The 24368-nt window shown below is 66.7% G+C and carries 24 protein-coding genes; 12 read left to right on the forward strand and 12 right to left on the reverse strand.

The features are described 5' to 3' along the window. The first annotated feature begins 74 nt into the window (after nucleotides 1-74). A complete protein-coding gene (locus tag ABW16_RS19805; RefSeq protein WP_047320907.1) occupies nucleotides 75-857 on the forward strand; it encodes an enoyl-CoA hydratase/isomerase family protein in 783 nt (260 codons plus the stop codon). Between the two features lie 5 nt (nucleotides 858-862). Next, a complete protein-coding gene (locus tag ABW16_RS19810) occupies nucleotides 863-1270 on the forward strand; it encodes an SRPBCC family protein (protein WP_047320951.1) in 408 nt (135 codons plus the stop codon). On the opposite strand, the gene ABW16_RS19815 is transcribed toward ABW16_RS19810, so the two are convergent. Both ABW16_RS19815 and ABW16_RS19820 read right to left on the reverse strand, forming a co-directional pair. Further along, nucleotides 1267-1713: a hypothetical protein gene (locus tag ABW16_RS19815; RefSeq protein ID WP_047320952.1), complete on the reverse strand. Its 447-nt coding sequence runs from the start codon at nucleotides 1711-1713 to the stop codon at nucleotides 1267-1269. The two genes, ABW16_RS19810 and ABW16_RS19815, sit on opposite strands and share 4 nt — an antisense overlap. A gap of 74 nt (nucleotides 1714-1787) precedes the next feature. Continuing rightward, on the reverse strand, nucleotides 1788-2573 hold the full coding sequence (locus ABW16_RS19820; protein ID WP_047320908.1) for a chymotrypsin family serine protease: 786 nt from the start codon (nucleotides 2571-2573) through the stop codon (nucleotides 1788-1790). Between the two features lie 170 nt (nucleotides 2574-2743). On the opposite strand from ABW16_RS19820, the gene ABW16_RS19825 reads away from it, so the two are divergent. The 5 genes from ABW16_RS19825 to ABW16_RS19845 are packed head-to-tail and all read left to right on the forward strand — an operon-like array spanning nucleotide 2744 to nucleotide 6132. After that, nucleotides 2744-3064: a hypothetical protein gene (locus ABW16_RS19825; RefSeq protein ID WP_233424822.1), complete on the forward strand. Its 321-nt coding sequence runs from the start codon at nucleotides 2744-2746 to the stop codon at nucleotides 3062-3064. A gap of 20 nt (nucleotides 3065-3084) precedes the next feature. Then, nucleotides 3085-4512 (forward strand): protein adenylyltransferase SelO, encoded by a 1428-nt coding sequence (locus ABW16_RS19830; RefSeq protein ID WP_047320909.1) that lies wholly within the window; start codon nucleotides 3085-3087, stop codon nucleotides 4510-4512. Nucleotides 4513-4543: 31 nt separating this feature from the next. After that, the gene (locus tag ABW16_RS19835) at nucleotides 4544-5455 is read left to right on the forward strand and encodes a hypothetical protein (RefSeq protein ID WP_109519688.1); all 912 of its coding nucleotides are present in this window, start codon (nucleotides 4544-4546) and stop codon (nucleotides 5453-5455) included. A gap of 39 nt (nucleotides 5456-5494) precedes the next feature. After that, nucleotides 5495-5737, forward strand: coding sequence for a type II toxin-antitoxin system VapB family antitoxin (locus ABW16_RS19840; RefSeq protein ID WP_047320910.1), 243 nt, complete (start codon nucleotides 5495-5497; stop codon nucleotides 5735-5737). Then, nucleotides 5734-6132, forward strand: coding sequence for a type II toxin-antitoxin system VapC family toxin (locus tag ABW16_RS19845; RefSeq protein ID WP_047320911.1), 399 nt, complete (start codon nucleotides 5734-5736; stop codon nucleotides 6130-6132). The genes ABW16_RS19840 and ABW16_RS19845 overlap by 4 nt, the downstream gene beginning before the upstream one ends. A gap of 15 nt (nucleotides 6133-6147) precedes the next feature. Here ABW16_RS19845 and ABW16_RS19850 read toward each other — a convergent pair whose 3' ends face one another. Next, complete coding sequence (locus ABW16_RS19850) at nucleotides 6148-8481, reverse strand: MMPL family transporter (RefSeq protein ID WP_082134226.1); 2334 nt, start codon at nucleotides 8479-8481, stop codon at nucleotides 6148-6150. 184 nt (nucleotides 8482-8665) lie between these two features. On the opposite strand from ABW16_RS19850, the gene ABW16_RS19855 reads away from it, so the two are divergent. Continuing rightward, on the forward strand, nucleotides 8666-9682 hold the full coding sequence (locus ABW16_RS19855) for an NAD(P)/FAD-dependent oxidoreductase (RefSeq protein WP_047320912.1): 1017 nt from the start codon (nucleotides 8666-8668) through the stop codon (nucleotides 9680-9682). On the opposite strand, the gene ABW16_RS19860 is transcribed toward ABW16_RS19855, so the two are convergent. The 9 genes from ABW16_RS19860 to ABW16_RS19900 all read right to left on the reverse strand — a co-directional run bounded on the left by ABW16_RS19860 (nucleotide 9567) and on the right by ABW16_RS19900 (nucleotide 18377). Continuing rightward, nucleotides 9567-10718: an aminotransferase class I/II-fold pyridoxal phosphate-dependent enzyme gene (locus ABW16_RS19860; protein WP_109519692.1), complete on the reverse strand. Its 1152-nt coding sequence runs from the start codon at nucleotides 10716-10718 to the stop codon at nucleotides 9567-9569. The two genes, ABW16_RS19855 and ABW16_RS19860, sit on opposite strands and share 116 nt — an antisense overlap. After that, complete coding sequence (locus tag ABW16_RS19865; protein ID WP_047320913.1) at nucleotides 10715-11746, reverse strand: 3-oxoacyl-ACP synthase III family protein; 1032 nt, start codon at nucleotides 11744-11746, stop codon at nucleotides 10715-10717. The genes ABW16_RS19860 and ABW16_RS19865 overlap by 4 nt, the downstream gene beginning before the upstream one ends. Nucleotides 11747-11754: 8 nt before the next feature. Beyond that, a complete protein-coding gene (locus tag ABW16_RS19870) occupies nucleotides 11755-12420 on the reverse strand; it encodes a hypothetical protein (protein ID WP_047320914.1) in 666 nt (221 codons plus the stop codon). Further along, nucleotides 12398-14149, reverse strand: a complete 1752-nt coding sequence (locus ABW16_RS19875) for a thiamine pyrophosphate-binding protein (RefSeq protein WP_047320915.1) — start codon at nucleotides 14147-14149, stop codon at nucleotides 12398-12400. Before ABW16_RS19875 ends, ABW16_RS19870 begins: the two co-directional genes overlap by 23 nt. Before the next feature lie 78 nt (nucleotides 14150-14227). Beyond that, nucleotides 14228-14947: an anti-sigma factor family protein gene (locus tag ABW16_RS19880; protein ID WP_047320916.1), complete on the reverse strand. Its 720-nt coding sequence runs from the start codon at nucleotides 14945-14947 to the stop codon at nucleotides 14228-14230. Beyond that, complete coding sequence (locus ABW16_RS19885; protein WP_047320957.1) at nucleotides 14944-15435, reverse strand: sigma-70 family RNA polymerase sigma factor; 492 nt, start codon at nucleotides 15433-15435, stop codon at nucleotides 14944-14946. Before ABW16_RS19885 ends, ABW16_RS19880 begins: the two co-directional genes overlap by 4 nt. Nucleotides 15436-15523: 88 nt before the next feature. Then, entirely contained in the window at nucleotides 15524-17167 is a 1644-nt protein-coding gene (locus ABW16_RS19890; RefSeq protein WP_200900692.1) for a carotenoid oxygenase family protein, read from the reverse strand. After that, nucleotides 17164-17436, reverse strand: a complete 273-nt coding sequence (locus ABW16_RS19895) for a sigma factor-like helix-turn-helix DNA-binding protein (RefSeq protein WP_052957017.1) — start codon at nucleotides 17434-17436, stop codon at nucleotides 17164-17166. The genes ABW16_RS19890 and ABW16_RS19895 overlap by 4 nt, the downstream gene beginning before the upstream one ends. Nucleotides 17437-17612: 176 nt before the next feature. Next, the gene (locus tag ABW16_RS19900; RefSeq protein ID WP_052957018.1) at nucleotides 17613-18377 is read right to left on the reverse strand and encodes a S1 family peptidase; all 765 of its coding nucleotides are present in this window, start codon (nucleotides 18375-18377) and stop codon (nucleotides 17613-17615) included. Nucleotides 18378-18556: 179 nt separating this feature from the next. Here ABW16_RS19900 and ABW16_RS19905 point away from each other — a divergent pair, with 179 nt between their 5' ends. From ABW16_RS19905 to ABW16_RS24945, 4 genes are all read left to right on the forward strand, one after another. Beyond that, on the forward strand, nucleotides 18557-18985 hold the full coding sequence (locus tag ABW16_RS19905) for a hypothetical protein (RefSeq protein ID WP_200900693.1): 429 nt from the start codon (nucleotides 18557-18559) through the stop codon (nucleotides 18983-18985). Between the two features lie 586 nt (nucleotides 18986-19571). After that, nucleotides 19572-21569 (forward strand): hypothetical protein, encoded by a 1998-nt coding sequence (locus ABW16_RS19910; protein WP_052957019.1) that lies wholly within the window; start codon nucleotides 19572-19574, stop codon nucleotides 21567-21569. After that, entirely contained in the window at nucleotides 21569-23176 is a 1608-nt protein-coding gene (locus ABW16_RS19915) for a class I SAM-dependent DNA methyltransferase (protein ID WP_047320918.1), read from the forward strand. The genes ABW16_RS19910 and ABW16_RS19915 overlap by 1 nt, the downstream gene beginning before the upstream one ends. Then, nucleotides 23173-24366, forward strand: a complete 1194-nt coding sequence (locus ABW16_RS24945) for a restriction endonuclease subunit S (RefSeq protein ID WP_047320919.1) — start codon at nucleotides 23173-23175, stop codon at nucleotides 24364-24366. The genes ABW16_RS19915 and ABW16_RS24945 overlap by 4 nt, the downstream gene beginning before the upstream one ends. Nucleotides 24367-24368: the final 2 nt, after the last annotated feature.

A 24368-nucleotide genomic window follows, 5' to 3' on the forward strand; every position in this document is an offset into this window, starting at 1 on the left:
TAGGACGGCTGACGGCGCCCGAGTGTGACAGTCCGCTGGTGTCACATTCGCCGGTGCGGGATCGTCTATAGGACATGAGCAAGTACGAGACCATCCGCTATGAGGAGCGCGGGCACATCGGCACGCTGACGTTGGCGCGGCCGGGCAAGCGCAACGCGCTCAACCCGGCAATGCGTGCGGAGTTGGACCATCTCGGCAGACAGCTGCTGGCCGACGAGGCCCTTCGCTGTCTGATCGTGGCCGGCGACGGGCCGGCCTTCTCGGCCGGCATTGACCTGGTTGAAGACATGGCCGGGACGCTGGTCGCGCTCGCCGAGCGACCTGTCGATGACGAGACTGTGGAGCTCGGCCTTCGCGTGGCCGCGACGTTCGAGTGGATTCCGCAGCTCGGCTGTCCCAGCGTCGCGGCGGTCCGGGGCCACGCCTACGGGGCGGGGCTGCAGCTGGCACTGGCCTGCGACTTCCGCATCTTCTCCCACGACGCCCGGGTCGGCCTGACCGAAACCCGCTACGGCCTGCTGCCCGACATGGGCGCCACGTTTCGGCTCCCGCGGCTTGTCGGGGAGGGGCGAGCGCGAGAATTGATCCTGATCGGCGAGGTCATCGACGCGGCGGAGGCGCTGCGGATCGGACTGGCCAACCGCGTGGTCGGCGATGGTGAACTCGATTCTGCGGCGAGTGAATTCGCACAACGTCTCGCGCGTCAACCGCAGACAGCGGTTCGTGGGGCGCGGCGTGCCATCGATGCGGGCCGCCGCCTCGACGACGTCGCCAGCCTACGAGCAGCGGTCACCGAACAGGCCCGCTGTTTGGCATCCGACGATTTTCGCCAAGCCATCCCGACCCAGACAAGGTGACTGCCATGACCATCGACCTGCCCTACATCGACGAGCACACGCTACGGATCGACGCGCCGCGCGACCGGGTGTGGAGCGCCCTGCAGCGGTATGTCGAGGCCATGTTGCACGACAACGAACGCAATCCGCTTCTCGCGCCGCTCGGCCTGCGGCCCCGTGCCGGCTTCGAAGTGGCCGAAGGCGTTGAGCCGGAACGGATTGATCTGGCTGGGCAGCATCGATTTTCGCGCTATCGACTGGTGTTCGAGCTCACCGACGAGCAGGGTGGTGCGACGCGAGTGCACGCCCACAGCTACGCGGCCTTTCCCGGACTTCATGGCCGTGTCTATCGCGCCCTGGTGATCGGAACGCGGATGCACGTTGTTGCGACAAACTATTTGTTGCGGCGAATTCGCGCCGCGGCAACCAGCTAGGGTCCGACGTATTGGCTACTGGGCTCCCGATCCCGCGACGGCGTCCAGCCGACGTAGGTCAGATACAGCCCGATCAGCGCGAACAGCACGTAGGCCGCGCGCGTCCAGCCTTCAGCGCGCATCGCGACGTTCGCCGCCGACATACCGCCGTCGGGAAACACCACCAACGCAAGCCCTTTGAGCGTGGTGATCCAGCCCGTCAGCGAGACGCAGACGGCAGCCGCGCCGCGCCAATACGGGTGCAGCGCCAGGACAATCAAGCCGGCCAGCAGGGTGAACGCTCCGGTCGACCACAGCCATAGCGGGTCGGCCCGGTATTCCGAGGCGCGTTCCCACACCTGCGGCGCGCGAAATAGCGCCGTCACGGTGAGGATGATCAGGAACGGGCCGATCACCCGAGCGAACAACCGCGTCCTGGCCTGAGATTGCACTGACACACTCATCGCACTGCCCTCCTGGACCTTGTTTGACCAGGTTACGAGCATTGTGTGACTGCCGCCAGCACCGCGACGGCGCGTCAGCGGCCCGTGGTGGTGTCCAGGGTCAGCTCCCAGGCCGACAGCCACGGAGTGATGGTCTGGGCGATCGAGAAGGGGTGCGGGTCTTCGCACTTGGGCTCGGAGTAGGTGCCGTCAGAAACCGCGATGTAGATGCCGACCGCCTCGGCGGTGCCGTCGTTACGTAGTCGGTACACCGGCCCGCCGGAGTCGCCGCAGGTACCGCCGGCTTCAAACCGGACCTTGTTCGTCTCGCTGGACACCACCGGACCGCATACCGCGCCGCGACTGCGGATTCCGTAGTGACACAGCACATCACCGACCGCTACGTAGTCGGCTGACCCGGTCACCGGATGCCCGTCGACGACCGACGTCAAGGGGATCTTGCCCGGATCGTCCAGGGTGATCAGTCCGATGTCGTAGTCATCCCAGTTGCTGCCGTCGTTGACGGTCTCGGTGAACGTGCCGATCGTGCGATAGGCGAAGGCGCCGCCGTGACGGATCACCACCTGCCCCGGCCCGCCGCCCGGGTTGCAGTGCCCGGCTACCAGCAGGCCGGGTCGGCCGTCGCGGGTGCGCACCAGGAAGCCGGTGGTGCAACTGATGCCGGCTGAATCGCCGACGGGGGAGACGTTGATGCCGATGCCCGGTCCGATCGCGTGCGCCGACGGGATCGGGATCTGTGGGCGTATCGGATGGGCGCGGTTGACCTGGTACAGGCCGATGAAGATCGCGGCGACGACGAGGGCGGTCCCGATCCGCCATGCCGCTGTCTTCGCGGTGTCCCAGCGGCGCTGTTCCGTCACCGTGGCAAGGTTAGTTCCGCTGGCGGGTAGGAGCGGTCCCGGGTGATCACCGGAACACCGTGGGCGGTAGCGGTGATCCGGCCTGTGCATCCGCGGGTGATATCGCCACCGCTATCCGATTCGAACATCACACACACCGGCTCCGGCGGTGCGGAAGTGGTGGAAGTGACTTGAGCGGTGTCGAAGCGATCCAGGAGCTCGTTCATGTTCGCGCCCGCGGGCGCGAACGCCGGGATGCTGTCGCGCTGGGCCGAAGCTACGTCGAATTGCTGTGGCCGCTGGTCGGCGTCACCGCTGAGGACCTCGAGCGTGGACTGACGATGTTCGAAACGACCCCGGGTGTTGGCGCCTTCCATGCGGTCCTGGCTGCCGCCGCCAAACCCGCCGCGTCAACCCTGGTCTCGGCCGACGCTGCGTTCAGCGACATCCCCGACATCACCCACGTTGTGCCCGACGCGGCCGGCGTCGCCGCTCTACTCGGCACCGCCTGATCTGCCCGTAGGCTGGCCAGATGGCGTCCCCGATTCTGACCGCCGACTTCGCCCGCGAGTTCCCCGAACTCGCCCAGCCCTGGCAGGCCGCCACCCCACCAGAACCCAAGCTGCTGGTACTCAACGAGGGCCTAGCCGCCGAACTGGGCTTGGACCCGGCCTGGCTGAAAAGTCCCGACGGTCTAAAGCTGTTGACCGGTAACGTCGTTCCCGACGGTGCCACCCCGGTGGCCCAGGCCTACGCCGGACACCAGTTCGGCAATTACGTGCCGCTGCTCGGTGACGGCCGCGCCCTGCTGCTCGGCGAACTCGGCGGTGACCACCGACACGACATCCACCTCAAGGGCTCCGGGCCCACCCCGTTCGCCCGCGGCGGCGACGGCCTGGCCGTGGTCGGCCCGATGCTGCGCGAATACGTGATCAGCGAAGCCATGCACGCTCTGGGGATCCCCACCACCCGTTCCCTGGCCGTGGTCGCCACCGGAGCTCAGGTGCAACGGGAGACCCCGCTGCCCGGGGCGGTACTGACCCGCATCGCCGCCAGCCACCTGCGGGTCGGCAGCTTCCAACTCGTCGCCCAACAGGCCCGTGCCACCGGTGACCTGGGGCTGCTGCGGCGGTTGGCCGACTACGCGATTGCCCGGCACTACCCCGATGCCGTACACGGCGAAAACCCTTACCTGGCAATGTTTCAGGGGGTGCTTGAGGCCCAGGCGTCGCTGATCGCGAAGTGGATGCACGTCGGATTCGTGCACGGGGTGATGAACACCGACAACATGACCATCTCCGGGGAGACCATCGATTACGGGCCGTGCGCATTCATGGAGGCTTACGACCCGGCGACGGTGTTCAGCTCCATCGACTACGCCGGGCGCTACGCCTACGGCAACCAGCCGCTGGTCGCGCAATGGAACCTGGCCCGGTTCGCCGAGACCATCCTGCCGCTGCTCGCCGCCACCGAGGAGCTGGCGCTGTCGGTGGCGGTCGAAACCCTCGAAGGGTTCATGCCGCGCTACCACGGTCTCTGGTCGGCGGGGATGCTGGCGAAGTTCGGGCTGTCCGCCAGCGTGGAGGCCGCCGCGCTGATCGACCAGGCGTTGGCGCTCATGACCGACAATCAGGTGGACTACACCTCGTTCTTCCGGCAGCTGGCGGCGGCCGGGCGCGGTGACACCGACGCACTGCCCGCGGTGTTCGGTGACTGGCTGCAGCGCTGGCGGGCCATGCGGCCCGACGTCGACGCAATGGACCGGGTCAACCCGGTCTACATTGCGCGCAATCACCTGGTGGAGCAGGCGTTGACGTCCGCGATGCGCGGCGACCTGGCGCCGGTGGAAAAGCTGCTCGGCGTGATCACTGATCCCTACCGCGAGCGCGACGGCCTGGAGGCATACGCCGCGCCGGCACCGCCGGAGTTCGGTGCCTACCGCACGTTCTGCGGGACTTGAGCTGTCAGACCCTGCTCGTAGCGTCACAGCCATGAACGCTTCGATCGGGTGGGTCATCGTGATCCTGGTCCTGGCCGGGCTCGGGTACGTCGGCTACCTAGTGGGTCCCCAGATCAATCGGCAACGGGCGATTGCCGCGCGGCGCCGCGATGAGATTCGCGAGCGGGCCGACCGGCAGCACCACTGGGCACTTCGCGGCGACGCCCGGGGCTTATACGGAGCCGATGGCGCGGCGTTGATGCGCCACGTCTCCGAACAACCGCAGCTGGACGAGATCGCCGCAGAACCAGGCGAACCGCCGAAGGTGGCCGCAGTGGCCTACACCGCGGAAGACCTGGCCACGTTGATCGCCGAACGGCCCGCCTGCTGGCGCTATGCCGTGTTCGCCTCTGTGCTGGTGCAGCGGCGCACATCGCTGACCGAACGACTGCGCGATCAGCAACTGGGCTATGCCCGGATCCGCGGCGCCCGCATCCACAGCGGATTCAAGCTGGCGCAGTACCTGACCGACCTCCTGGATCAGCTGTCCGCGCTCGTCGGCCGGATGGAGGAGTTGATGCTCAGCAGCGGGTTCACCCGGATGTTCGGTGACCCCGTCGATGAAGATAGCGCCGACGCCGACGCCATCGTGCATGCGGCCAACCGGCTGATGGACCTCCACGAGCGGATCCTGAACCTGGCCGAGCGCTGTCGCGGAGTAGAGGTCCTCAGCGAACACGCGGGCGTGGTTCGTGATTGCGCCCGTGTCTTCGACGCTCCGCTGGACGGCTACCGCAACTTCATCGACGAATTCGTCGAGCGAGTCGGTGAGATGCCCGAGGTGATGTGCTACGCGCGCGGCCACATTGAGCTGGAGCCCATCATGTTGCACGTCAGCGACGACGACCGGCTGTTCGACAAGGCATTCAAAGGGCTACGCAAGTTGGCGTCGGCCGCGAACTGACTACCAAGGTACCATTTCAATGGTAGGAGGGTACCAATCATGGCGTTGAACATCAAAGATCCAGCGGTTCATGAAGCGGTCAAAGAGATCGCCCGGATCACCGGCGAATCCCAGGCGCAGGCGGTGGCCACCGCGGTGCGCGACCGGCTTGTCCACGTGCAGGCGGACGCCGCCGCCGCGCGGCTACTGGCCATCGGAAGGCGGACCGCCGCCCGGATGAGCCCGGAAACCAAGCGGCTGGACCACGGCACTCTGCTCTATGACCAACACGGAATGCCATGATCGTCGACACGTCGGCGATCATCGCGATCCTTCGGGATGAAGATGACGCGCCCCGCTACGCCCGGGCCATCGCCGGGGCGCAATCGCGTCGGCTGTCCGCGGCGGCGTACCTCGAATGTGGGATCGTCTTGGATTCGCAGCGCGATCCGATCATCAGCAGAGCCTTGGATGAACTCCTCGACGACGCCGGTTTTGTCATCGAGCCGGTCACCGAACGACAAGCCAGGCTCGCCAGGCAGGCCTACGCGGATTTCGGCAAGGGCAGCGGCCATCCTGCGGGGTTGAACTTCGGTGACTGTCTTTCGTATGCACTGGCGACGGACCTTCGCGAACCGCTGCTGTGGAAGGGCGACGACTTCGGGTACACCGGAATGCGTTCGGCCTGCGACGAGTAGGCGGCCGTGTCCGGCCTAATCCGGGGTGGACAACGCGGCCTCGTGCGTGCCCCGGTGAGCCCGATGCGCACCGTGATGCGCCGGCACGTGCGGGGTCCGAAGCCCCGGCGGCGCGGCATGGCGACCCGTTGAACCGCCGTTCTCACTGATCTCGAAGCGCCGCGCCAGCCAGGCCAGCGGGCCGGGCGCCCACCAGTTCCAACTGCCCATCAGGTGCATGAACGCCGGCACCAAAACCATCCGGATCAGGGTGGCATCCACCAGCACCGCCAGCGTCAGACCGAGCCCGAGCATCCGCATGAACGACACCTGCGCGGCGATCAACGCAGCGAACGAGATCGACATGATCAGCGCTGCGGCGGTGATCACCCGCGCGGTGTGCGCCACCCCGAGCGACACACTCTCGTCGTTGTCGGCGCGGGTGCGACCCGAGGCCAGCCAGTACTCCCGGATCCGGGACACCAGGAACACCTCGTAGTCCATCGACAGCCCGAATGAGATGCAGAACAACAACACCGGCACGTTGGCGACCAACATGCCGGTGGGCGTCGTGCCCAACGCTCCGAGATGCCCGTCCTGGAATATCCAGACCAGTGCTCCGAACGCGGCGGCCAGCGACAAGATGTTGAGGATCAGCGCCTTGAGCGGCATCACCACGCTGCCGGTCAGCAGGAACAGCAGCGCGAAGGTGATGGCGGCGATCAGCCCCATGACCAGAGGCAGCCGGTCGGTGATCGCATTGACGCTGTCGCGGTTGATCTGCGCCAGCCCGGCCATCTGTACCGGACGCTGGCCCGGGCCCGGCACCTGGTGCAGCAGATCGAGCTGGGTTTCGGAACGCTGTGAAAACAGCGGGGCGGTGCTGGCGACCGTCAGCAACACGGTGTCGTCCTTGATCCCGGTAGCCGCTGCGGGATCGCCGACCCGCTCGCCGTTGACGAAGGTGCCGGTCGGCGCCGACACCGACGACACCTCCGGTACCCGGGACAGCTCGACGGCATAGCGGTCCAGCTCCTCGGGCGCAACGCTGTGCGCGTCACGGACCACGATCGGCACCGCCCGGTCGGAGTCGTCGGCGAACCGCTCGCGCAGTGCGTCGCCGACCTGGTGCGCCGACGCGGTACTCGGCAGCACCCGGTCATCGGGGTAGCCCCACCTCACCCCGAGGAACGGCACTCCGACCGACACCAACAGCGTGACCACCACCAGACCGATCGGCACCGCGTGGCGGGCCACGAACTTCGTTGACCGGTACCAGAATCCCTGCTCAATCGGGCGGGCGACGGGCGCGGGCCGCCGCAACAACCGGCGAATGGGGCGATGCAGATCCAGGGCGTCGAGCCGGGGTCCCAGCAGCGCGATCGCCGCCGGCGTCACCGTGGTCGCGGCGAGCGCCACGAACGTCACCGTCGCCACCCCGGCGTAGGCGAACGACTTGAGGAAGTACATCGGGAACAACACCATGGCCGCCATCGACAGCGCGACCGTGATCGCCGAGAACAACACGGTGCGCCCGGCGGTGGCCATGGTTCGGATCAGCGCGCGATCGGGGGCGGCGCCCTCGGCCAGCTCGTCGCGGTAGCGGTTGATGATCAGCAGCGTGTAGTCGATCGCCAGTGCCAAGCCCATCGCGGTGGTCAGGTTCATCGCGAAGATCGACACATCGGTGCCCAGCGTGATCAGCCGCAGCACCGCCATCGAGCCCACGATGGCCAGACCGCCGAGCGCGACGGGCAATGCCGCGGCCAACAGACCGCCGAACACCCACACCAGCACCGCGAAGCTCAGCGGGATCGCGATCGACTCCATCAGCAGCAGGTCATGTTGATTCTGGTGATTGATCTGCGCGTAGACCATCGCACCACCGCCGGCGCGAACGCTGACCCCGTCCCGGTCGTGCGCCACCTGGTCGGCCAGGGTGCGGGCGTACTTCTGCGCGTCGTTCTCGCCGCCTCTGAGGTTGGCCACGATCAGGCCGGCGGAGCCGTCGGTGCTGATGAGTCGGGCGGCCGCCGACGGCGGATCCGTCCACGGCGAGGCGACGTTGAAGACCAACGGCGACTGCTGCAGCTGTCCGGCGATCTCGGTGCCGACCGTGCGGGCCCGTTCGCTGTCGGCTCCGTCGGGTGAACTCACCAGAATCAGCAGCTGCTGGTCACTCTGGCCGAACTTGTCGGTCAACAACGCAGTGGCCTGCGCGGACTCCGACCCGGGGTCCTGAAAGCCGCCCGCGGACAGCTTGTCGGCCACCGGGATCCCGAATACCGCGGCTGCGACCATCACCAGCCCGGCCAGGGCTAGGACGCGGCGTGGAGCGGCGAGGGCCAGCAGGGCGATCCGGTGCAGCACGTAGTGACCTTCCGCCGAAATGGTCAACCGAAGATGCCGACGGGCATCCCTCCCGACAAGATACGTAGTGGACAGCCCCACCGTTCAGAATTCGCCAGCTACGCCGCGCCGTTGAACCACGGCCCCGGCGGTACCGTGACCTCGACATGAGGATTCGGGCGGCGAACGTCTTGCTGGGGCGCCGGTGACCGGCTTCGACGCCGACCTGCTGATCGTCGGTGGCGGGCCGGGGGGACTGGCCACGGCGTTGTGCGCTCGGCAGCAGGGACTTTCGGTGATCGTCGCCGATCCCCGGGCCAGCCCGATCGACAAGGCCTGCGGGGAGGGCCTGATGCCCGGTGGGCTGGCCGTGCTGAAGTCGCTTGGGGTGGACCCGGTCGGTATGCCGCTGCGCGGCGTCAACTACCTCGACGAGCAGCGCCGGGCCGAGGCGTCCTTTCGCAACGGCCCGGGGCGCGGCGTGCGACGCACCACCCTGCATGCCGCTCTGACCGATCGGGCCAAGCAGACCGACGTCGACTGGATCGCCACGCGGGTGGACAACGTCGTTCAAGACGCCGGGGGAGTCACGGCGGGTGGCATTCGGGCCAGATGGTTGGTCGCCGCCGACGGGCTGCACTCCGCCGTCCGCCGCGCCGTCGGGATCTCCTGTGTCGCAGGCGCTCCGCGGCGCTACGGGCTGCGATGGCACTACCAGGTGCCGGTGTGGTCGGAGTTCGTCGAGGTGCACTGGTCGCGGTGGGGGGAGGCCTACGTGACGCCGGTAGAACCTGGCCTGGTGGGCGTCGCCATCTTGTCGCCGCACCGCCCGCAGCTCGACTGGTTTCCTGCCCTGGCGGCCCGCCTCGCCGATGCTCAACGTGGCCCCGCGCGCGGCTGCGGCCCTATGCGGCAAGTGGTTTCGCGCCGCGTCGTCGGCCGGGTGCTGCTGGTCGGTGACGCCGCCGGCTACGAGGATGCGCTGACCGGTGAAGGCGTCAGCCTGGCCGTCAAACAGGCCGCTGCCGCCGTCGCGGCGATCGTCGACGACAACCCGTCGTCCTACGAGCGCACCTGGCACTCGATCACTCGCCGCTATCGCCTGCTCACCCGCGGCCTGGTGCTGGCCAGCGCGTGGCAGCCGGCCCGACGGGCTGTGGTCCCCGCGTGTTGCGCACTGCCAGCGGCGTTTGGCCACGCGGTGCATCTGCTGGCGCATTGAGTGTCCGCTCGACGGCGGACAACACCATCCGGGTGGAGCCGCGGGAACCGACCGTGATCCGCACCGCCCCATCGGGATAGCTCCGGACCCGCAGGCCGCTGTCGGCGAAGACCTCGCTCCAGGGCTGACCCGTCGCCGGCAGATACACAAAGTTCGCGTGGGAATCGGTGGTGTAAGCACCCGATGCCCGCAGCCGGGCCCGCAGGTAGCTGCGTTCGGCGACGATATGCGCGATGCGCTGCTCCAGTTGGTCTTCGGCCGCGTAGGAGGCGGCCACCGCCACCGTGCAGCCGGCGCTGATGCCGAACGGCAGCTGCATGGACCACAGCAGACCGGCCAGCTCCGGTGCCGCCAGCGCGTAGCCGATTCGTAGGCCGGCCAGGCCATAGGCCTTGGAAAAGGTGCGCAGCACAATCACATTCGGGAAACGTGCAATGAGTCTCGGGACGTCGATGCGCTGGCTCGGTGCGACGAACTCGATGTAGGCCTCGTCGAGCAGCACGATGGTATCGGCGGGAACGTCGGCGACCAGCCGTTCGACATCGGCGACGGACTCCAGGGTTCCGGTCGGGTTGTGCGGGCGGCACACCACTAGCACCCGGGCGTCCTGGGCGGCCTGGGCCATCGCGGCCAGGTCGTGATGGCCGTAGCTGTCCAGGGGGACGTCGACCGCGGTCAGCCCGGCCATCTGCGCAAAAACGGGATAGCCCTCAAAAGTCGGCTTGCTCAGTACGATTCGCTCACCAGGAGCTGCTACCGCCTGCAGCACCCGCATGGCCAGCCCGGATGCCCCCGGTCCGAGCGCCACGTTCTCCTCGGCCACGCCGGCGTGGTCTGCCACCAGTCGGCGTAGCCGGGTGGGCAGGAAGTCCGGATAGCGGTTGGCCGCCCCGATGAAGTCAACCAGCGCGGCGCGCACCGCCGGAAGCGGCGGTAGCGGGTTCTCGTTGAGCGACAACGCACACGGGTCGACCGCCGGCGGAAGTGCGCTGCGAAGATGCGTGGTGACCGAATCCGCGTGCGCCGCCGAGGTCATCGCGGCCGTCCGCCCCATCGGATGGCCGCCGCACCGGCGAAGTCGCCGGCGTGCGCGAAGCCGGCCATCACCACCACCTCGCCCGGCTGCAGCCGGTTGCCGGTGATCGCCCGATCCAGATTGATCGGGATGCCGGCGCCGAACAGGTTGCCGCACTCATCAAAGGTGTCGACGTGCCGCGACTCGGGGACTTCGAGTGCTTCCCGCCAATTGCGCAGAAAGACCCGGTTGGGCTGGTTGGTGACCAGGAGTCCGATATCCGAGGGGGACAGGCCGTTGCGATGACAGACCGCGAGAGCGACTTCGGGAACCTGCCGGTTACCGCGCGCGAGCACCTTGGTGATCTTGTCTTCGGTGAAACCGATGTAGGGGGCGCCGGGTCCGGGCTGCCACCACTTACGGGGCGGATCGATCGTGTAGGTCATGTCGCCGGCGTACTGGCCGTAGGTTCGGCACTCGACGTCGAGGATCGGCGACGCGTCGGATCGGGTGAGCAGCCCTACCGCGGCGCCGTCACCGGGAACCGACGCCTGCGACTTACCCCGCACGTCGGGATGATCGAAGACTTGGCCGGCGGCGTTCTGCGCGATCGCGATCAAGGCGCTGCGCCCCACGCCGGCCGACAACAACTGCCGGGCTATGTTGAGCCCGAGGATGAAAGCGGCGCATCCGCCGTTGTTCAGATCCAGCACGGTGGAGGGACGCATCCCCAACCGGTGGGCGATGCCGCCGCCCGCGCCGCAGAACGGGATGTCCGGCAACTGGGTGTGGGTGATCAAGACGTCGACGTTCTCGATGACGTCGCGGCCGTGGCGCTCGATGATTCCCTGCGCTGCCTGCTCGACCATGTCGACGGCGGACTCGTTGGCGCCTACGTGATGGCGAAGTCGGGGCGCGCGGAACATCAGGTTGTCGCGCAACGCATCCGACTCGGCGTACTTGGTGTAGTAGTCGGCGCCGATGGGTTCGCCGGGAAGATAGCTGGAGACGTCGATCAGGCTGACTTCGGTTTCGCTGGGCTGGGACATGTTTCGCCTCATCGCATCCAGAACGGGGTGACCGGCAGACCGTTGTGGTGCCGGTATTCCGCAATCGCCTTCAGATTCTTCAGTTCCAGGAGGTGGCCGGCACTGAACATGTCCCAGAAGTCGCCGACCCATACCGGGCGCTGCGGCGGCGCGGTGTCCGGATAGGGGTTGTGGTCGTAGAACGGGTGATGGCAATTGGTCCACAGCACAACCGATCCGGGCTTGTTCAGCACCACCTGGGCGTCGACGATCCGAATCAGGTAGATCATCCACAGGTGGTCGGGCTGATCCCAGGCGCAGTGGTAGTCCACCGTGAGGGCTTCCCGATTGGAGACGGTGCGGGTGTAGATCTTGGTCTCCGAACCCAGTCGGTCATAGGCGAGCCAGAGGCCTGGTTCGTCGGTGGGGGTGAAGCCGCGCAGGCTGTAGGTCCACTCTTCCAGGCATCGCGTATCGGAGAGATAGTCGAACAATTCGTCGGGCGGACAGTCGATGTAGTCGTTGACGGTGCAGTAGTCGCCGAACACCACGTCGTGGGGGTAGACCGAATGCATCATCTCCATGATGATCGGGGTGGCGACCTCCCGGGGACTGGTCTCGACCCGGACCAAACCGTCGATGGGCCCGGGCGTGCCGGTGTGGACGCTGATATCAGCGAGGGCTGGTAGCGACATCGAATTGATCCTCCTCGTGGGTTGGAACTGTGCCGTTATGTCCTACTGGGGCAGTGGTTTTCGGTGACGCGTCAGCGGAGAGGAACGGCGCGAACGGCGGTATCTCGTCAGCGGCGCACTCGACGCTGATCACCGAGGGCCCCTCACGGTCCAACGCCGACTCCACGACCGCGCCGAATGTCACGGCGTCGTCCACGTCGATCGCGCTGAGCCCCGGGAACATCGACGCCAGGCCGTCACCGAGCTGGCTGGGCGTGAAGCGGTTGTAGCTGTAGAAGCCGTCATAGAAGAGCTGCTCGCGGGTGACGCACATGGCGTGCGCGTTGTTGTTCAGCAGCACGAACAGCACCGGAAGCCGGTACTGCACGGCGGTGTGGATCTCCATGCCGTGCATGAAGAACGCGCCGTCGCCGGCGATCACCACGGTGCGCCGACCGCGGCCGAAAGCCATCCCGATCCCGGCTCCGAAGCTGTAGCCCATCCCGCCCATCCCCAGTGCGACCAGGAAACGGCCGTCGCGCCGCGGCGGCAGGTAGTGGATGGCCGCGGCGCCGGTGTTGCCCGCGTCGACGACGATGTCGGTCCCGGCAGGCAACGCGCGGTCCAGCACGGCCATCGCGTCGCGATAGCGCACTCCCGGGCCGGTGTAGGACGGCGGATTCAGCTCGGTGTGCGGCACCGTCTCAGGCACCCGCAGCCACCTGGGGCGCCCGGCGCCCGAGAGCTCCCGGCAGATCGACCGCAGGGACGCCCGCAGGTCAGCCGTCTGCACGTGGGTGCACGGAACATACGGCGGCGCCGAACCGATCGACACGGTGCGCACGGAGCTCAGCGCCGCCTCGAGGCCGCCGCGGGCGGTCAGCGACAGTCGGGTGCCCACCGCCAGACACACCGCACTGCCGGTCAGCGCATCGACGACCGAGGGGTGGCCCATGATGCCAGCCACACCCAGCGCCGCCGACGACCCCAGCCCCGACGTTCCCGAGACATCCTTGGCGTCGGGGACGCACACCACCCGTGCGCGCAGTAGTGCCCGCAGGTCCTCGAGTTCGATGCGGGCGTCGTCGCGGGCCACCTGTTCGCCGGCGATGATCGTCACCGGCCCATGGGCGTTGCGCAGCGTGTGGACGATCGGATGCGGGTCGCTGATCACCGCAGGATCGCCGCCGGTGTTGCCGCCGTTGCAGTATGGGCTGGCCGTGACGGTGGCCCGCTGAACGTCCTTGGGCAGCAACAGCACCGCGGGTCCACCGGTGCGTGCCGCGGCGATCGCACGGGGCAAGGCGGTCACGATGTCTTCGGGGTCGATCACCCGCTCGCAGAACACCGACATCGCCGAGAACAAGGCCGACGCGTCGAGTGCACCGTTGCGGCCACTGGTGTCTTGGAAACTGCCCCGGCCGTCCAAGGTGCTCGGGGCCTGGCCCACCAGCGCCAGCACCGGAACCCGGCTGGCCAAGGATTCGCCGAGTCCGGCCACCAGGTTCAGGGCGCCCCCACCCGACGTCGCGGCGACCACCCCCAGCCCCGCGCCGCTGCGGCTGTAGCCGTCGGCCATGGTGGCGGCCGAGAACTCATGCTTGGCCAGCACCGCCGTGATGTCGGGACGGAAATACGCCGCGTCGTAAAGATCTTCGATATTCGCGCCGTCGACGCCGAAGATGTGACCGACTCCCATGGCCGCCAGCTGGGCGACGATGAAATCGGCCACGGAAGCGATCCTGGACATCTGCCCGCCTAACTCGTGACGATGTCATTGACACGGTTTCCGGCGGGCATTGGTTCGAAGCAGGCTGGCCCGGGGTGTTTACAGCGTGCGCTCCAGGAGGACCTGGCCGTTGTCCGCTGAAACCACTTGGACCGAGGCGATTTGATCTGAGGGTGTCGAGATGCTGCCGACCGGCGTCGCGGTGTGCCCGGGCTCGGCAACCCAGGTCGCCAGTCGGGTCTGGCTGCCGTCGCGGCCGACCACCACCAGCGCCAGGGTGTCGTGGGGAGCGTTCACCGGTGCCAGGCAGACACAGCTCAAGTCGATCAAGCTGCCCCAGGACTCGCTCTTGACCGCCACCGTCGAGGCCAACGCCGTCGTTCCCACCTGCGCCATCGGCACCGCATCGTGGCGCGGAGACGGCGTCGTCGATGAGCCGATGCCGATCAGGACACCGATCCCCAGCACGGCGGCCGCCGCAGCCGACGCTGTCCACGTCATCAGCCGGGTGCGTCGGCGCCGCCGGTGCACCTCGGTCAACAGTGCCGGCAATAGATTGGCCGGCGGGCGCGGCTCGGCGGCGTCGGAGTCGTTGATCGCGGCCACACAGTTGCCGTCGAGCTGCGACAGCAGGGCGGGCACGCCGCTGATCTCGGTGACGGCGTCCCGGCACTGCGGACAGTTGGCCAGGTGTCCCTCGAACTCCCGGCGGTCGGCCGCGGACAGCGAACCGAGCACGTAGGCGGCATCCCACATGGCGTACGGGTGCTGGTCCTCGGCCGGACCGCAGGCCGGGCCGAGGTCTCGTGGCGATGTCATCGTGTCACCCCCATCTCCTGCAGGGCGAGTCGCAAAGCCCGCACCGCGTAGTGCAGGCGTGATTTCACCGTTCCTTCGGCGATCCCCAGGTCTTCGGCAGTCTGCCCCGTACTCCATCCACGGTAATACGACCGTTCGATCACCGCCCGGTGCTCCGCTGACAGCCTGGTCATGGCGTCGGCGATCAACATCCGGTCCAGGGCGGTGTCCACCTCTTCGCGGGTGGGTTGCTCCGGCGTGGTCGACTCGTCGAGCGAGGCGACGACGTGGCGGAACTGGGCACTGCGCCGTTCGTCGATGATCATGTTGCGCGCCACGGTGCACAGCCAGGCCCGCGGTGACCGCTCGGTGTCGCCGATGACCTCCGGGTGCTGCCAGGCACGCAGCAGGGTCTCCTGCACCACGTCTTCGGCGCGGCTGGCGTCGCCGGTCAGGCGCAGCGCATAGCGCCACAACACCGCGGCGTGCTCGTCGTAGAGCGCTTTCATCAGCGCGGCTTCGTGGTCCGGCGGTATGCCGATGCGAGGCAAGCTGATCACCTCCTGCCTAGTGACACGACCTGGGTGTCCGCCGGGTTCATGCTCCGTCAGGGATCCAGCTGCCGTGAAAACCGTGCGGAACGCGCCGCGGCAGCCGCACCCGGGCGACCGGTTCGGCGTCGAACTCCGATGCGCTGAGGATCACCAGCTCGCTGCACTCGCGGACCGGGCTGTAGACGTAGGTCAGATACCAGCCGGCCGACTCGTCGGTCTGTCCCGGTGCCGGGGCGAACACCGCCTCGTCGGGTGCGCCGGCCATGCCGTTGACGCCGAACCGGTAGACCTCGGCGCTGTCGCGCGCCAGGTCGTAGCGGACCAGACCGTCTGTGCTGACGGCGACGGCGTAACGGGCCTGTGCGCCGACCAGCCGGTCGTCGACGCGGGGGAACTCGATGTCGCGGTCGTCGAGTTGCACCGCGTGTACGACGCCGGCGTCCAAGTCGATCGTCCAGCGCCACAGCGCGGCGTCGGTCTCGAAATCGCTGCTGTCGCGCCAGATTTCCGGGTAGCGGACCACCTGCATTACGATCGCGTCGCCGTGCGCCGTCGACACGTCGAAGGCGTTGGCGACGTGGAAGACGTAACACGGGTCGATGTCGAACCAGCGAACCGGACCGAAGGGGTCGTCGCGGCGCAGTACCCCCAGGCGCGCGCCGTAGTCGTCGTCCCACCGGTACGGCAGGTCGCGTTCGATGGGCCGGGTGAGCGCAACCTGCAGGTTGAACACCAACGGTAGGTCCAGGAACACCACATGCTGCGCGGTGAGCGCGAAGTCGTGCATCAGGGTCAGCCCGGGGACGTCGATCGGGCGGCGGATGGTCAAGGTGCCGTCGGCGCTGGTGCGGTAGTAGTTGACGTGCGGCTCGGCGAGGCCGCCGTGGCCGAAGAAGTGCATCTCGCCGGTGGTGGGGCAGATCTTGGGGTGGGGCGCCATGGGATCGGCCAGCTTGCCGGCGAAGTCGTAGACGCCCAGCGTCTGAAGATCGTTGGTGATCTCGTAGGGCAGCGAGGCGTCCATCAGCGCAAGCGTTTTGCCGGCGTGGCGGATCACGTGGGTGTTGGCGACGCTGGCGTGCAGATTGCGACTGCCGTCGGGGTTGAGTAGCGGCAGGGGCTGTTCGAAGCTCTCGGTGCGCACCCAGCGGTTGCGGTACCAGGCGGCCCGGCCGTTCTCCAGCCGAACGCCGTGGACCATGCCGTCGCCGGTGCACCAGTGCCCGCCCGCTTCACGTGGGTTGGGGCCGTTACGCAGATACCAGCCGTTCAGTTCGGGCGGGATACTGCCCTCGACCGGCAGATCGAAAGCCGTGAGCTCGTCGGGGACCGGGGCGTAGTTGCCGGACCGAAAGATCGGGAAGACCGTCTCCGGCGGCTGGATCACCGCCACCGATGCACCGGACTGTTGATGTTCCGCAGCACCGTTCACCTGACGGGAGACCCCGGCCCGCGCGGCTGCGAGACCCGCGCTGAGCTCGCCGTCGGCCGTCACGTAGTTGGATTCGGCGAAGTCGTCTTCATCCAACAGCGACAGCACCGCCGGCATCTCGGACAGCTCGCTGACGGCGTCCTGGCAGAACGGGCACTCGTCCAGGTGTGTCTCGAACTCGTCATGGTCGGAATCCGAGAGTGACCCCAGCACGTAGGCGGCGTCCCACATGCCGTACTCGTGGTCGAACGTCATTGCACCGTTCCCATATCTCGCAGTGTCTGTTGCAGTGTCCGTAGCGCGTAGTGCAGTTGCGTCTTCACGCTGCCGTCCGCGATGTCCAGATCGACCGCGATCTGCTCGGTGCTCCAGCCGTAGTAGTAGGCACGACGCAGCAGGGCCCGGTGTTCGGAGGAGAGCTGCGCCAGCGCGGCGGCGACCATGGCTCGGTTCGGTGCGAAGTCGCGATGCGTGGTGTTCCAAGCACTGCTCAGGCGGGGCCGGGCCTGGTCGTCGGTGGTCATGGCCGGTCAGGCCTGGCCCGTACGCGCAGAAGTGTCCGGCCGCGGCGTGCCCGCGGTCGAGTGTCGATCTGCCGCTGGTCTTCCTCTGCCCATGCACCAGCCTCCCGGAAGTGACACGGCGCAGCGTCCGGTCCGGTTCAGTGTCGCGCGTGCGGGACGGCTGCGGTAGGGGATCTTTACGCCGTGGTGACCAGCGTCAGCTGCCAGGCCTGCAGCCACGGCTTGATCAGCTGCGCGACGGAGGACTCGTGTGGTTCCGCACAGGCCGTCTCGGGGTCCTCACCGTGGGGCTCCGCGGTGAGGATGCCGACCGCTTCTGCGGTGCCGTCGGGGCGCATCCGGTAGGCCGGGCCGCCCGAATCGCCACAGGTGCCGGCCGCGGCGAACCTGACCTTGTTCTTCTCACTGGCGGCCACCGGTCCGCACACCGGCTCGCCGGTGCGGACCCCCAAGTGGCAGAGCGTGTCGCCGATCTCGACGCGGTCAGCGACGCCGCTCACGGGGTGTCCGTCGATCTCGGGCGTCAGCGGGAACTTGTCCGGGTCATCCAGGGTGATCAGGCCGATGTTGTTGCCATCTTTGCCGTCGTAGACGCTCTCGGTGAAGGCGCCGACGGTGGGGTAGAGGGCGCCGTGGTGGATGGCCACCGTGCCGGAGCCGCCGGGCTTGTTGCAGTGACCCGCCGACAACAGTCCCGGCCGGCCGTCTTTGGTGCGCACCAGGAAGCCCGCCGTGCAGCTGGTGGCCTCGGCGCTGCCGGGGGAGGAGATATTGATGCCGACGCCGGGACCGATCGCCTCGGCCGCCGGCAGCGGGATGAGCTGTCGCACCGGCTGGGCGCGGGTGGCCCACACGATGCCCGCCAAGACGGTTATCGCGAGGGCCGCGAAGCCCAGGCGGGTGAGCAGGGTTTTGAGTGGGAGTCGTCGGAAGGCAGCCACTCAGGCAACGGTACCGAGGGTGGGGCGGGTGTGCAGGTGGGGTGGTTACGCGGAGGGTGAAATTGCGCCAGGCGTGCTTTGCCGCGGTGACCTCGGTCACCGGTGTCGGACGAGGCATCTAGGCTGCTGCAAAAGCGACACCGGTGTCGTCGGTGCCGCCTTGCCTCAAGGAGCTCAAGGTGCCCGATGCCGATCACAGCGCACAGCCGGATCAAGTGCCCTATGGTCGACACGCCAAACTGGAGCCGGCGGCCATGGCGCCGCTGGCTGATGCTCAGGCCCCGGTTAGCGGCCCTCGCATCGAGATCCATGCGGTCACCGACCTGAGCTACCCGATGGCGCACTGCCGTATCCCGGTGATCGACCACATCACCGTTGACGAACTACGCGGTGCAGTACTACACCTCGATGTCACGAGTGCCGACGGTTCACACGGCGGACCAAAAGAGATTCACCTGGACCTGGCCGCCCACGCGCCGACCATTCTGCGCGACGTTGCCCTGCTACTCGACCCGGCCTCGATGCTCGCCGTCGACGAACCGCGGCCAGGCACACCTGCGCCGTGTTGGCAGACGTCCGCGGCGTCGTGCGCGCCGAAGCCGACATAGACGTGACGATACTGTCCGGTAACCACTGGAAGGCAGCCCGCTGCAGCTGACGTTGGAGACGTTGGCCGCCCACGCGCAACCCAACGCCGTGGCCGTCACCGCCCTGAGGGGCTGGACGTTCTGAATGCTTCACTACGGGTCGGCTGCGTATCGGCGCACCGACTGGGCTGCGAGGTGAGGTGCCAGCCCTTGCAATCTCTACAACGGTAGCTGCGAACTTCATGGCGACCGGTCGCCCTACCGTCCTGGGCGGCGAAATTCCGCTGTGCGGCTGCGGCATGCAGTGCGGCGACCGCCGCGGTGTGGTCGGGGAAGCGGACCTTCCCAGTGATGCAAGTCCCGAGAGATGCGTTGCACCCGCGGCGACGTGAGCGCAGTAGAGGGTTGCTTCGGTGGTTGTGGCGGCTCAATGCCGGCTCCTTCGCTTCGGTGGGTTCGTGCCGTCAACTCTGCGTGCCAGACCCGGCTACGTCACGAGATATATCGATAAGGGGGCTTATCGATGCCGGTATTAGTTATATGGCCTCGTTGGCCCTACATTCGTACTCGGTACGGGTAGGTAGTCGCAGATGGTCGGGAGGACACGGTGGACACGTTGTCGATGCAGGACATTGCCGACCTGGCCGGTGTCGCTCGTTCCGTTGTCACCATCTGGCGTGACCGCTATGCCCAGTCACACGAACCGTTCCCCGCACCGGTCACGGATGCTGCTCTCGTCTTCGATGCTGCCGAGGTGGCCGAGTGGCTTCGCAGTACCCGCCGGGGGAACAATCCGCAGGCGGCCGACGATGCGGTGATCTACTCGTCGCTGTTGGATGCAGCAGCTGGCCGGCTCGATGACGCCGCGCTGCTCCTGCTGCTTCATGCCAAGGCCGGCGAACCGCTTAAGGATTTGCGCCTCGAATCAGCGTTCTCGGAGATCGCCGCCGGCCGCGAAGCGCTGCTGCCCCTCGACACGATGTTCGAACTGCTCGACGACGATGCCCTAGTCGACCAAGTCGATCGGCTGGCCGAAGCCGGATTTAGCGCCGCGCATGTGCTGGCCCGGTTAGTGGGTCTGTCGACGGTACAGGACCAAGCGGAGATGCTCACCAAGCAGGGGGAGCGTCTGTTGCACCGCCTCGTCACCGACCTTGCTCGCGACACCCCAGGTGCAGCGGTTCCCTGGCGGACCGGCGGTCTCATGCTGGTGAACGGTGCGTTCCCAGGCTTCTCGGAATCTGAGCTGCCGGTCCTCGGGATTCGAAACGACCTCCTCGACACCCCGTGGCAGCGGGCAACCTGGCGCAGCCTCGACGCCGCGGGGGCATCACTCCGCCCGGTGGGGCAGGGTGCCGATCTCGCTAGCTCGCTGATCGTCGGGCAGTGGGCCGCCGCAACCTCCGCTGATTCGGAGGAATTCTTCGACTGGGTTGGTGACATCGTCGTCGAACTCGCACCGGGCGGGCGGGCGATCATCGTCGGACCGGCGGCACTGCTGGTGGACCCTCTTGACGGGCTCGCGGGCCGCCACCGCTTCGAGGTGCTGGCCAGCGGTGAGCACTATGTCGCCCCGCTTCGCTACATTGCACGTCTGCCGAAGGGCATGTGCCGCACTGGTGGCCGTCGTCGCCTCGCGGTCTGGGTGCTGGCGCCGACCGATCCCAGTGTCCCGGCGTGGACCGTCTACGCCGATCATTCCGACCATGCACTCAACCCGGCCGAGATCGACGCGATGGCGGCCGACGTGGTGGCCGCGGTTACCGGACCGGCCGCCGTCGCGAAGCATTCCTTTCTGCGCAGTGATGCCCGCAGCACGGAGGTGGTGCTACGTCGCCACCTGCTCAGCTGGCCGGTGACGATGCCGGTCCTCGAAGACAAAGGCGCTGTGCTAGCACGTATTTGGGACTTGGACATGCAATGCGGCGGGCACGTGATCGAGGGGATCGAAATCGCAGCAGCACCTGACGAAGTATCGCGGCCACCGATGCCTTGGGGCGTCGCAACCAAAGGGCCCGGCCGGCTCGCCCGCGTCATCAAAGGCGTCCGGCTCCCCGTCAACGATTGGCACGCCGCCGGATCCGGAACCGTTGCGGTGATCGGCCCGAAGGAGATTCAAGGGCAGGCGCCGCTCGGGGGCAGACGGATCGACCGCCTCACTCTGGAATCCACCGCGCCTCGCGCCCGGTTCACCGAGCCGGGCGATGTGGTGTTCTTGCCAACCGGCACACCCCAGGCCATCGTCGATCGGGCGGGCGGTTCGGTCGTGCAGGCCCCGGCCCGCGTCATCCGCAGCCTGAGGCCGGGAATGAGGCGTGTCCAGCTGCTGCCCGAGATGCTCGCCGCCGACATCAACGCTCAACGAGGCACCGACACCACAACGTGGGCTATCCGCACCATCCCGGTCGATGAGTGCGGCGCACTGCGTCTGAGCCTGCGGCGATCGGCAGCACGAAGGGCGGCCCTCGAGGCCGAGCTGGCTGCGCTCGATGCGCTCGACGCCGAACTGGCGGATGGACTTTCGGTAGGCGCGCTGACAGCGCGAATCAAACCTAGTAGAGACGACGCCGGGCGCAGCCCGGGAAAAGGAAGGGACACCGCCTGATGGCGAAGACAACCAAGAAGGCCGTCGATGCACCGTCGACGCCCAAGGAACTCAAAGACACACTCTGGAAGGCCGCCGACAAGCTGCGCGGTTCGATGGACGCCTCCCAGTACCGCGACGTGGTCCTCGGGCTGGTGTTCCTCAAGTACGTTTCCGATGCCTTCGACGAGCGGCGCGAGGCGATTGTTGCCGAACTCGACGGCGAGCCCGACGAGTTCGTCAGCGAGACCCTGGAGGACCGGGACGAGTACATCGGAAATGGGGTGTTCTGGGTTCCGCTCGAATCGCGTTGGGGGTACCTCGCCAAGCTGGCCAAGGGGGTACCCGCCTCAGCCACCAACGATGCGTACTCGATCGGTAACCTGATCGACCAGGCGATGCGTGACCTCATGACGGCCAACGAGTCGCTGCGCGGTGTGCTGCCGACGATGTTCGGCCGAGACAACGTCGATCAGCGCAGACTGGGGGAGTTGGTCGATCTGTTCAACTCCGCGCGCTTCGCCGGCGGCGGCGCTTCCAAGGCGCGCGATCTGCTCGGGGAGGTCTCCGAATATTTCCTCGACAAGTTCGCCAGGGCCGAGGGCAAACGGGGAGGTGAATTTTACACCCCGCAATCGGTGGTGCGGACGTTGGTCGAGATGCTCGAACCGCACTCCGGGCGGGTGTATGACCCGTGCTGCGGCTCCGGGGGCATGTTCGTGCAGGCCGAGAAATTCCTGGAGCGCCACCGTGAGGACCCAACCAACATTGCCGTCTACGGCCAAGAGTTCAACGAGCGCACCTGGCGGATGGCGAAGATGAACCTCGCCATCCACGGAATGAGCACCACAGGGCTCGGCGCGGTGTGGCAGGACACATTCGCCCGCGACATCCACCCCGACGTAAAAGCCGACTATGTCCTGGCCAACCCCCCATTCAACATCAAGGATTGGGTCCGTCGCGAGGATGACCCACGCTGGCGCTACGGTGTCCCACCGGTGCGCAACGCGAACTACGCGTGGATGCAACACATCTTGAGCAAACTGGCGCCGCGCGGTGAGGCCGGCGTGGTGATGGCCAACGGTTCGATGACTTCGAACACCGGTGGCGAGGGCGAGATCCGTAGGGCGATGGTCGAAGCCGACGTGGTTTCGTGTGTCCTTGCAATGCCGCCCAACTTGTTTCGGTCAGTTGCCATTCCCGTATGTGTGTGGTTCTTCGCGAAGGACAAGTCTGCCGGGAGGGGAGGCAAGACCGACCGTACCGGGCAGGTGCTATTCATCGACGCTCGCGACCTTGGTCACATGGTTGATCGAGTGGAGCGCGATTTCTCCGACGATGATATTCAGCACATCGCCAACACCTTCCGCACCTGGCGGGGGCGCGAGTCTGCGATCGGCGATTACGAGGACGTGCCGGGATTCTGCAAGAGTGCAACCCTCGACGAGATCAAGAACGCTGATTTCGCGTTGACTCCGGGACGTTACGTCGGAGCTGCTGACGGTGAAATTGATGATGAGCCCATCGATGAGAAGATTGCCCGGCTGACTAAGGAGCTGACGGCGGCGTTGGATGAGTCGAGACGACTGGATGGGGTGGTGCGAGAGCAGTTGGAAGGATTGCGATGACGACGTTGGCTAATTTGGTGGTTGATGGGGGAATCCAGACCGGTCCCTTCGGGTCGCAGCTGCACGCGTCGGACTACAGCGTGTGTGGGGTCGGTGTCGTAATGCCTCAGGATTTGGGAGATAACTGCATCGACATCAGCCAAATGGCATATGTCGATGAGGGAATTGCGGATCAGTTGTCGCGGCATCGCTTAGTTGCTGGCGACATTGTGTATTCACGTCGAGGGGACATCACTCGGCGCGCGTATGTGAGTGAATCGGACGGCGATCTACTGTGCGGAACAGGTTGCCTGCGGGTTCGTGTCGACCGCGACGTCGCCGATGCGCGTTTCGTGAGCTACGCGGTTGCCACTCCGGACGCGCGTACTTGGCTCATCCGGCATGCCGTTGGAGCAACGATGCCAAATCTAAATACCACTATCCTAGGGGCCCTCCCGCTCCAGGTTCCGAACCTGACAACTCAACGTGCGATCGCAGGCATCCTCGGCGCGCTGGACGACAAGATTATGGTCAATCGAAAGATTGTGTCGACTTCCAGCGACCTTTGCGATGTCTACTACCGAAGTGCCTGCCCCACGGTGTCGAGCCATGCTCTTGGGGACATAGCGACGATCGGAGGTGGCGGTACTCCGTCGACCAAGAACGGCGCGTACTGGGACGGCGACGTGTGCTGGGCTACTCCGACAGATATCACCGGGCTCGAAGGTCCGTGGTTGCTCGACTCTTCTCGTACTATCACTGCACTCGGACTAGAGGCTTGTGCTTCACCCCTTTACCCGCGGCGGAGCATTTTGATGACGTCTCGGGCCACGATCGGCGCTATAGCTCTCGCGTGTGTTCCAACCGCTGTCAATCAGGGGTTCATCGTTGTAAACGCGTTGGACCCGCAGATGCAGCTTTGGCTGATGGCGCAGATGAAGGATCGCACGAGCGAATTTTTGTCCTGGGCGAACGGTGCTACCTTCCTTGAGATCTCGCGTGGAGTATTCAAGTCGCTTCCGTTCTTCACTTGTGAGCTCGCTGACCTCGAACGGTTTAACCGCCGTGCCGAAGTACTGCTCGCCCGGCAAGAATCGGCCCAGCGAGAAAACCAAATCCTCGCCCGCACGCGCGACGAGCTCCTGCCGCTGATTATGAGCGGCAAGATCACCGTCAAGCAGGCGGAGGCTAAAGCGGAGGAGGTGCTCTGATG

Origin of the sequence: Mycolicibacter heraklionensis (assembly GCF_001021505.1) — a bacterium.
GTDB lineage: Bacteria > Actinomycetota > Actinomycetes > Mycobacteriales > Mycobacteriaceae > Mycobacterium > Mycobacterium heraklionense.

Coding starts and splice junctions, on each gene's coding strand:
- ABW16_RS19805 (WP_047320907.1), top strand. CDS start 75: ATGAGCAAGTACGAGACCATCCGCTATGAGGAGCGCGGGCACATCGGC.
- ABW16_RS19810 (WP_047320951.1), top strand. CDS start 863: ATGACCATCGACCTGCCCTACATCGACGAGCACACGCTACGGATCGAC.
- ABW16_RS19815 (WP_047320952.1), bottom strand. CDS start 1,713: ATGAGTGTGTCAGTGCAATCTCAGGCCAGGACGCGGTTGTTCGCTCGG.
- ABW16_RS19830 (WP_047320909.1), top strand. CDS start 3,085: ATGGCGTCCCCGATTCTGACCGCCGACTTCGCCCGCGAGTTCCCCGAA.
- ABW16_RS19835 (WP_109519688.1), top strand. CDS start 4,544: ATGAACGCTTCGATCGGGTGGGTCATCGTGATCCTGGTCCTGGCCGGG.
- ABW16_RS19840 (WP_047320910.1), top strand. CDS start 5,495: ATGGCGTTGAACATCAAAGATCCAGCGGTTCATGAAGCGGTCAAAGAG.
- ABW16_RS19845 (WP_047320911.1), top strand. CDS start 5,734: ATGATCGTCGACACGTCGGCGATCATCGCGATCCTTCGGGATGAAGAT.
- ABW16_RS19860 (WP_109519692.1), bottom strand. CDS start 10,718: ATGACCTCGGCGGCGCACGCGGATTCGGTCACCACGCATCTTCGCAGC.
- ABW16_RS19865 (WP_047320913.1), bottom strand. CDS start 11,746: ATGTCCCAGCCCAGCGAAACCGAAGTCAGCCTGATCGACGTCTCCAGC.
- ABW16_RS19870 (WP_047320914.1), bottom strand. CDS start 12,420: ATGTCGCTACCAGCCCTCGCTGATATCAGCGTCCACACCGGCACGCCC.
- ABW16_RS19875 (WP_047320915.1), bottom strand. CDS start 14,149: ATGTCCAGGATCGCTTCCGTGGCCGATTTCATCGTCGCCCAGCTGGCG.
- ABW16_RS19880 (WP_047320916.1), bottom strand. CDS start 14,947: ATGACATCGCCACGAGACCTCGGCCCGGCCTGCGGTCCGGCCGAGGAC.
- ABW16_RS19885 (WP_047320957.1), bottom strand. CDS start 15,435: ATGAAAGCGCTCTACGACGAGCACGCCGCGGTGTTGTGGCGCTATGCG.
- ABW16_RS19890 (WP_200900692.1), bottom strand. CDS start 17,167: ATGACGTTCGACCACGAGTACGGCATGTGGGACGCCGCCTACGTGCTG.
- ABW16_RS19895 (WP_052957017.1), bottom strand. CDS start 17,436: ATGACCACCGACGACCAGGCCCGGCCCCGCCTGAGCAGTGCTTGGAAC.
- ABW16_RS19915 (WP_047320918.1), top strand. CDS start 21,569: ATGGCGAAGACAACCAAGAAGGCCGTCGATGCACCGTCGACGCCCAAG.
- ABW16_RS24945 (WP_047320919.1), top strand. CDS start 23,173: ATGACGACGTTGGCTAATTTGGTGGTTGATGGGGGAATCCAGACCGGT.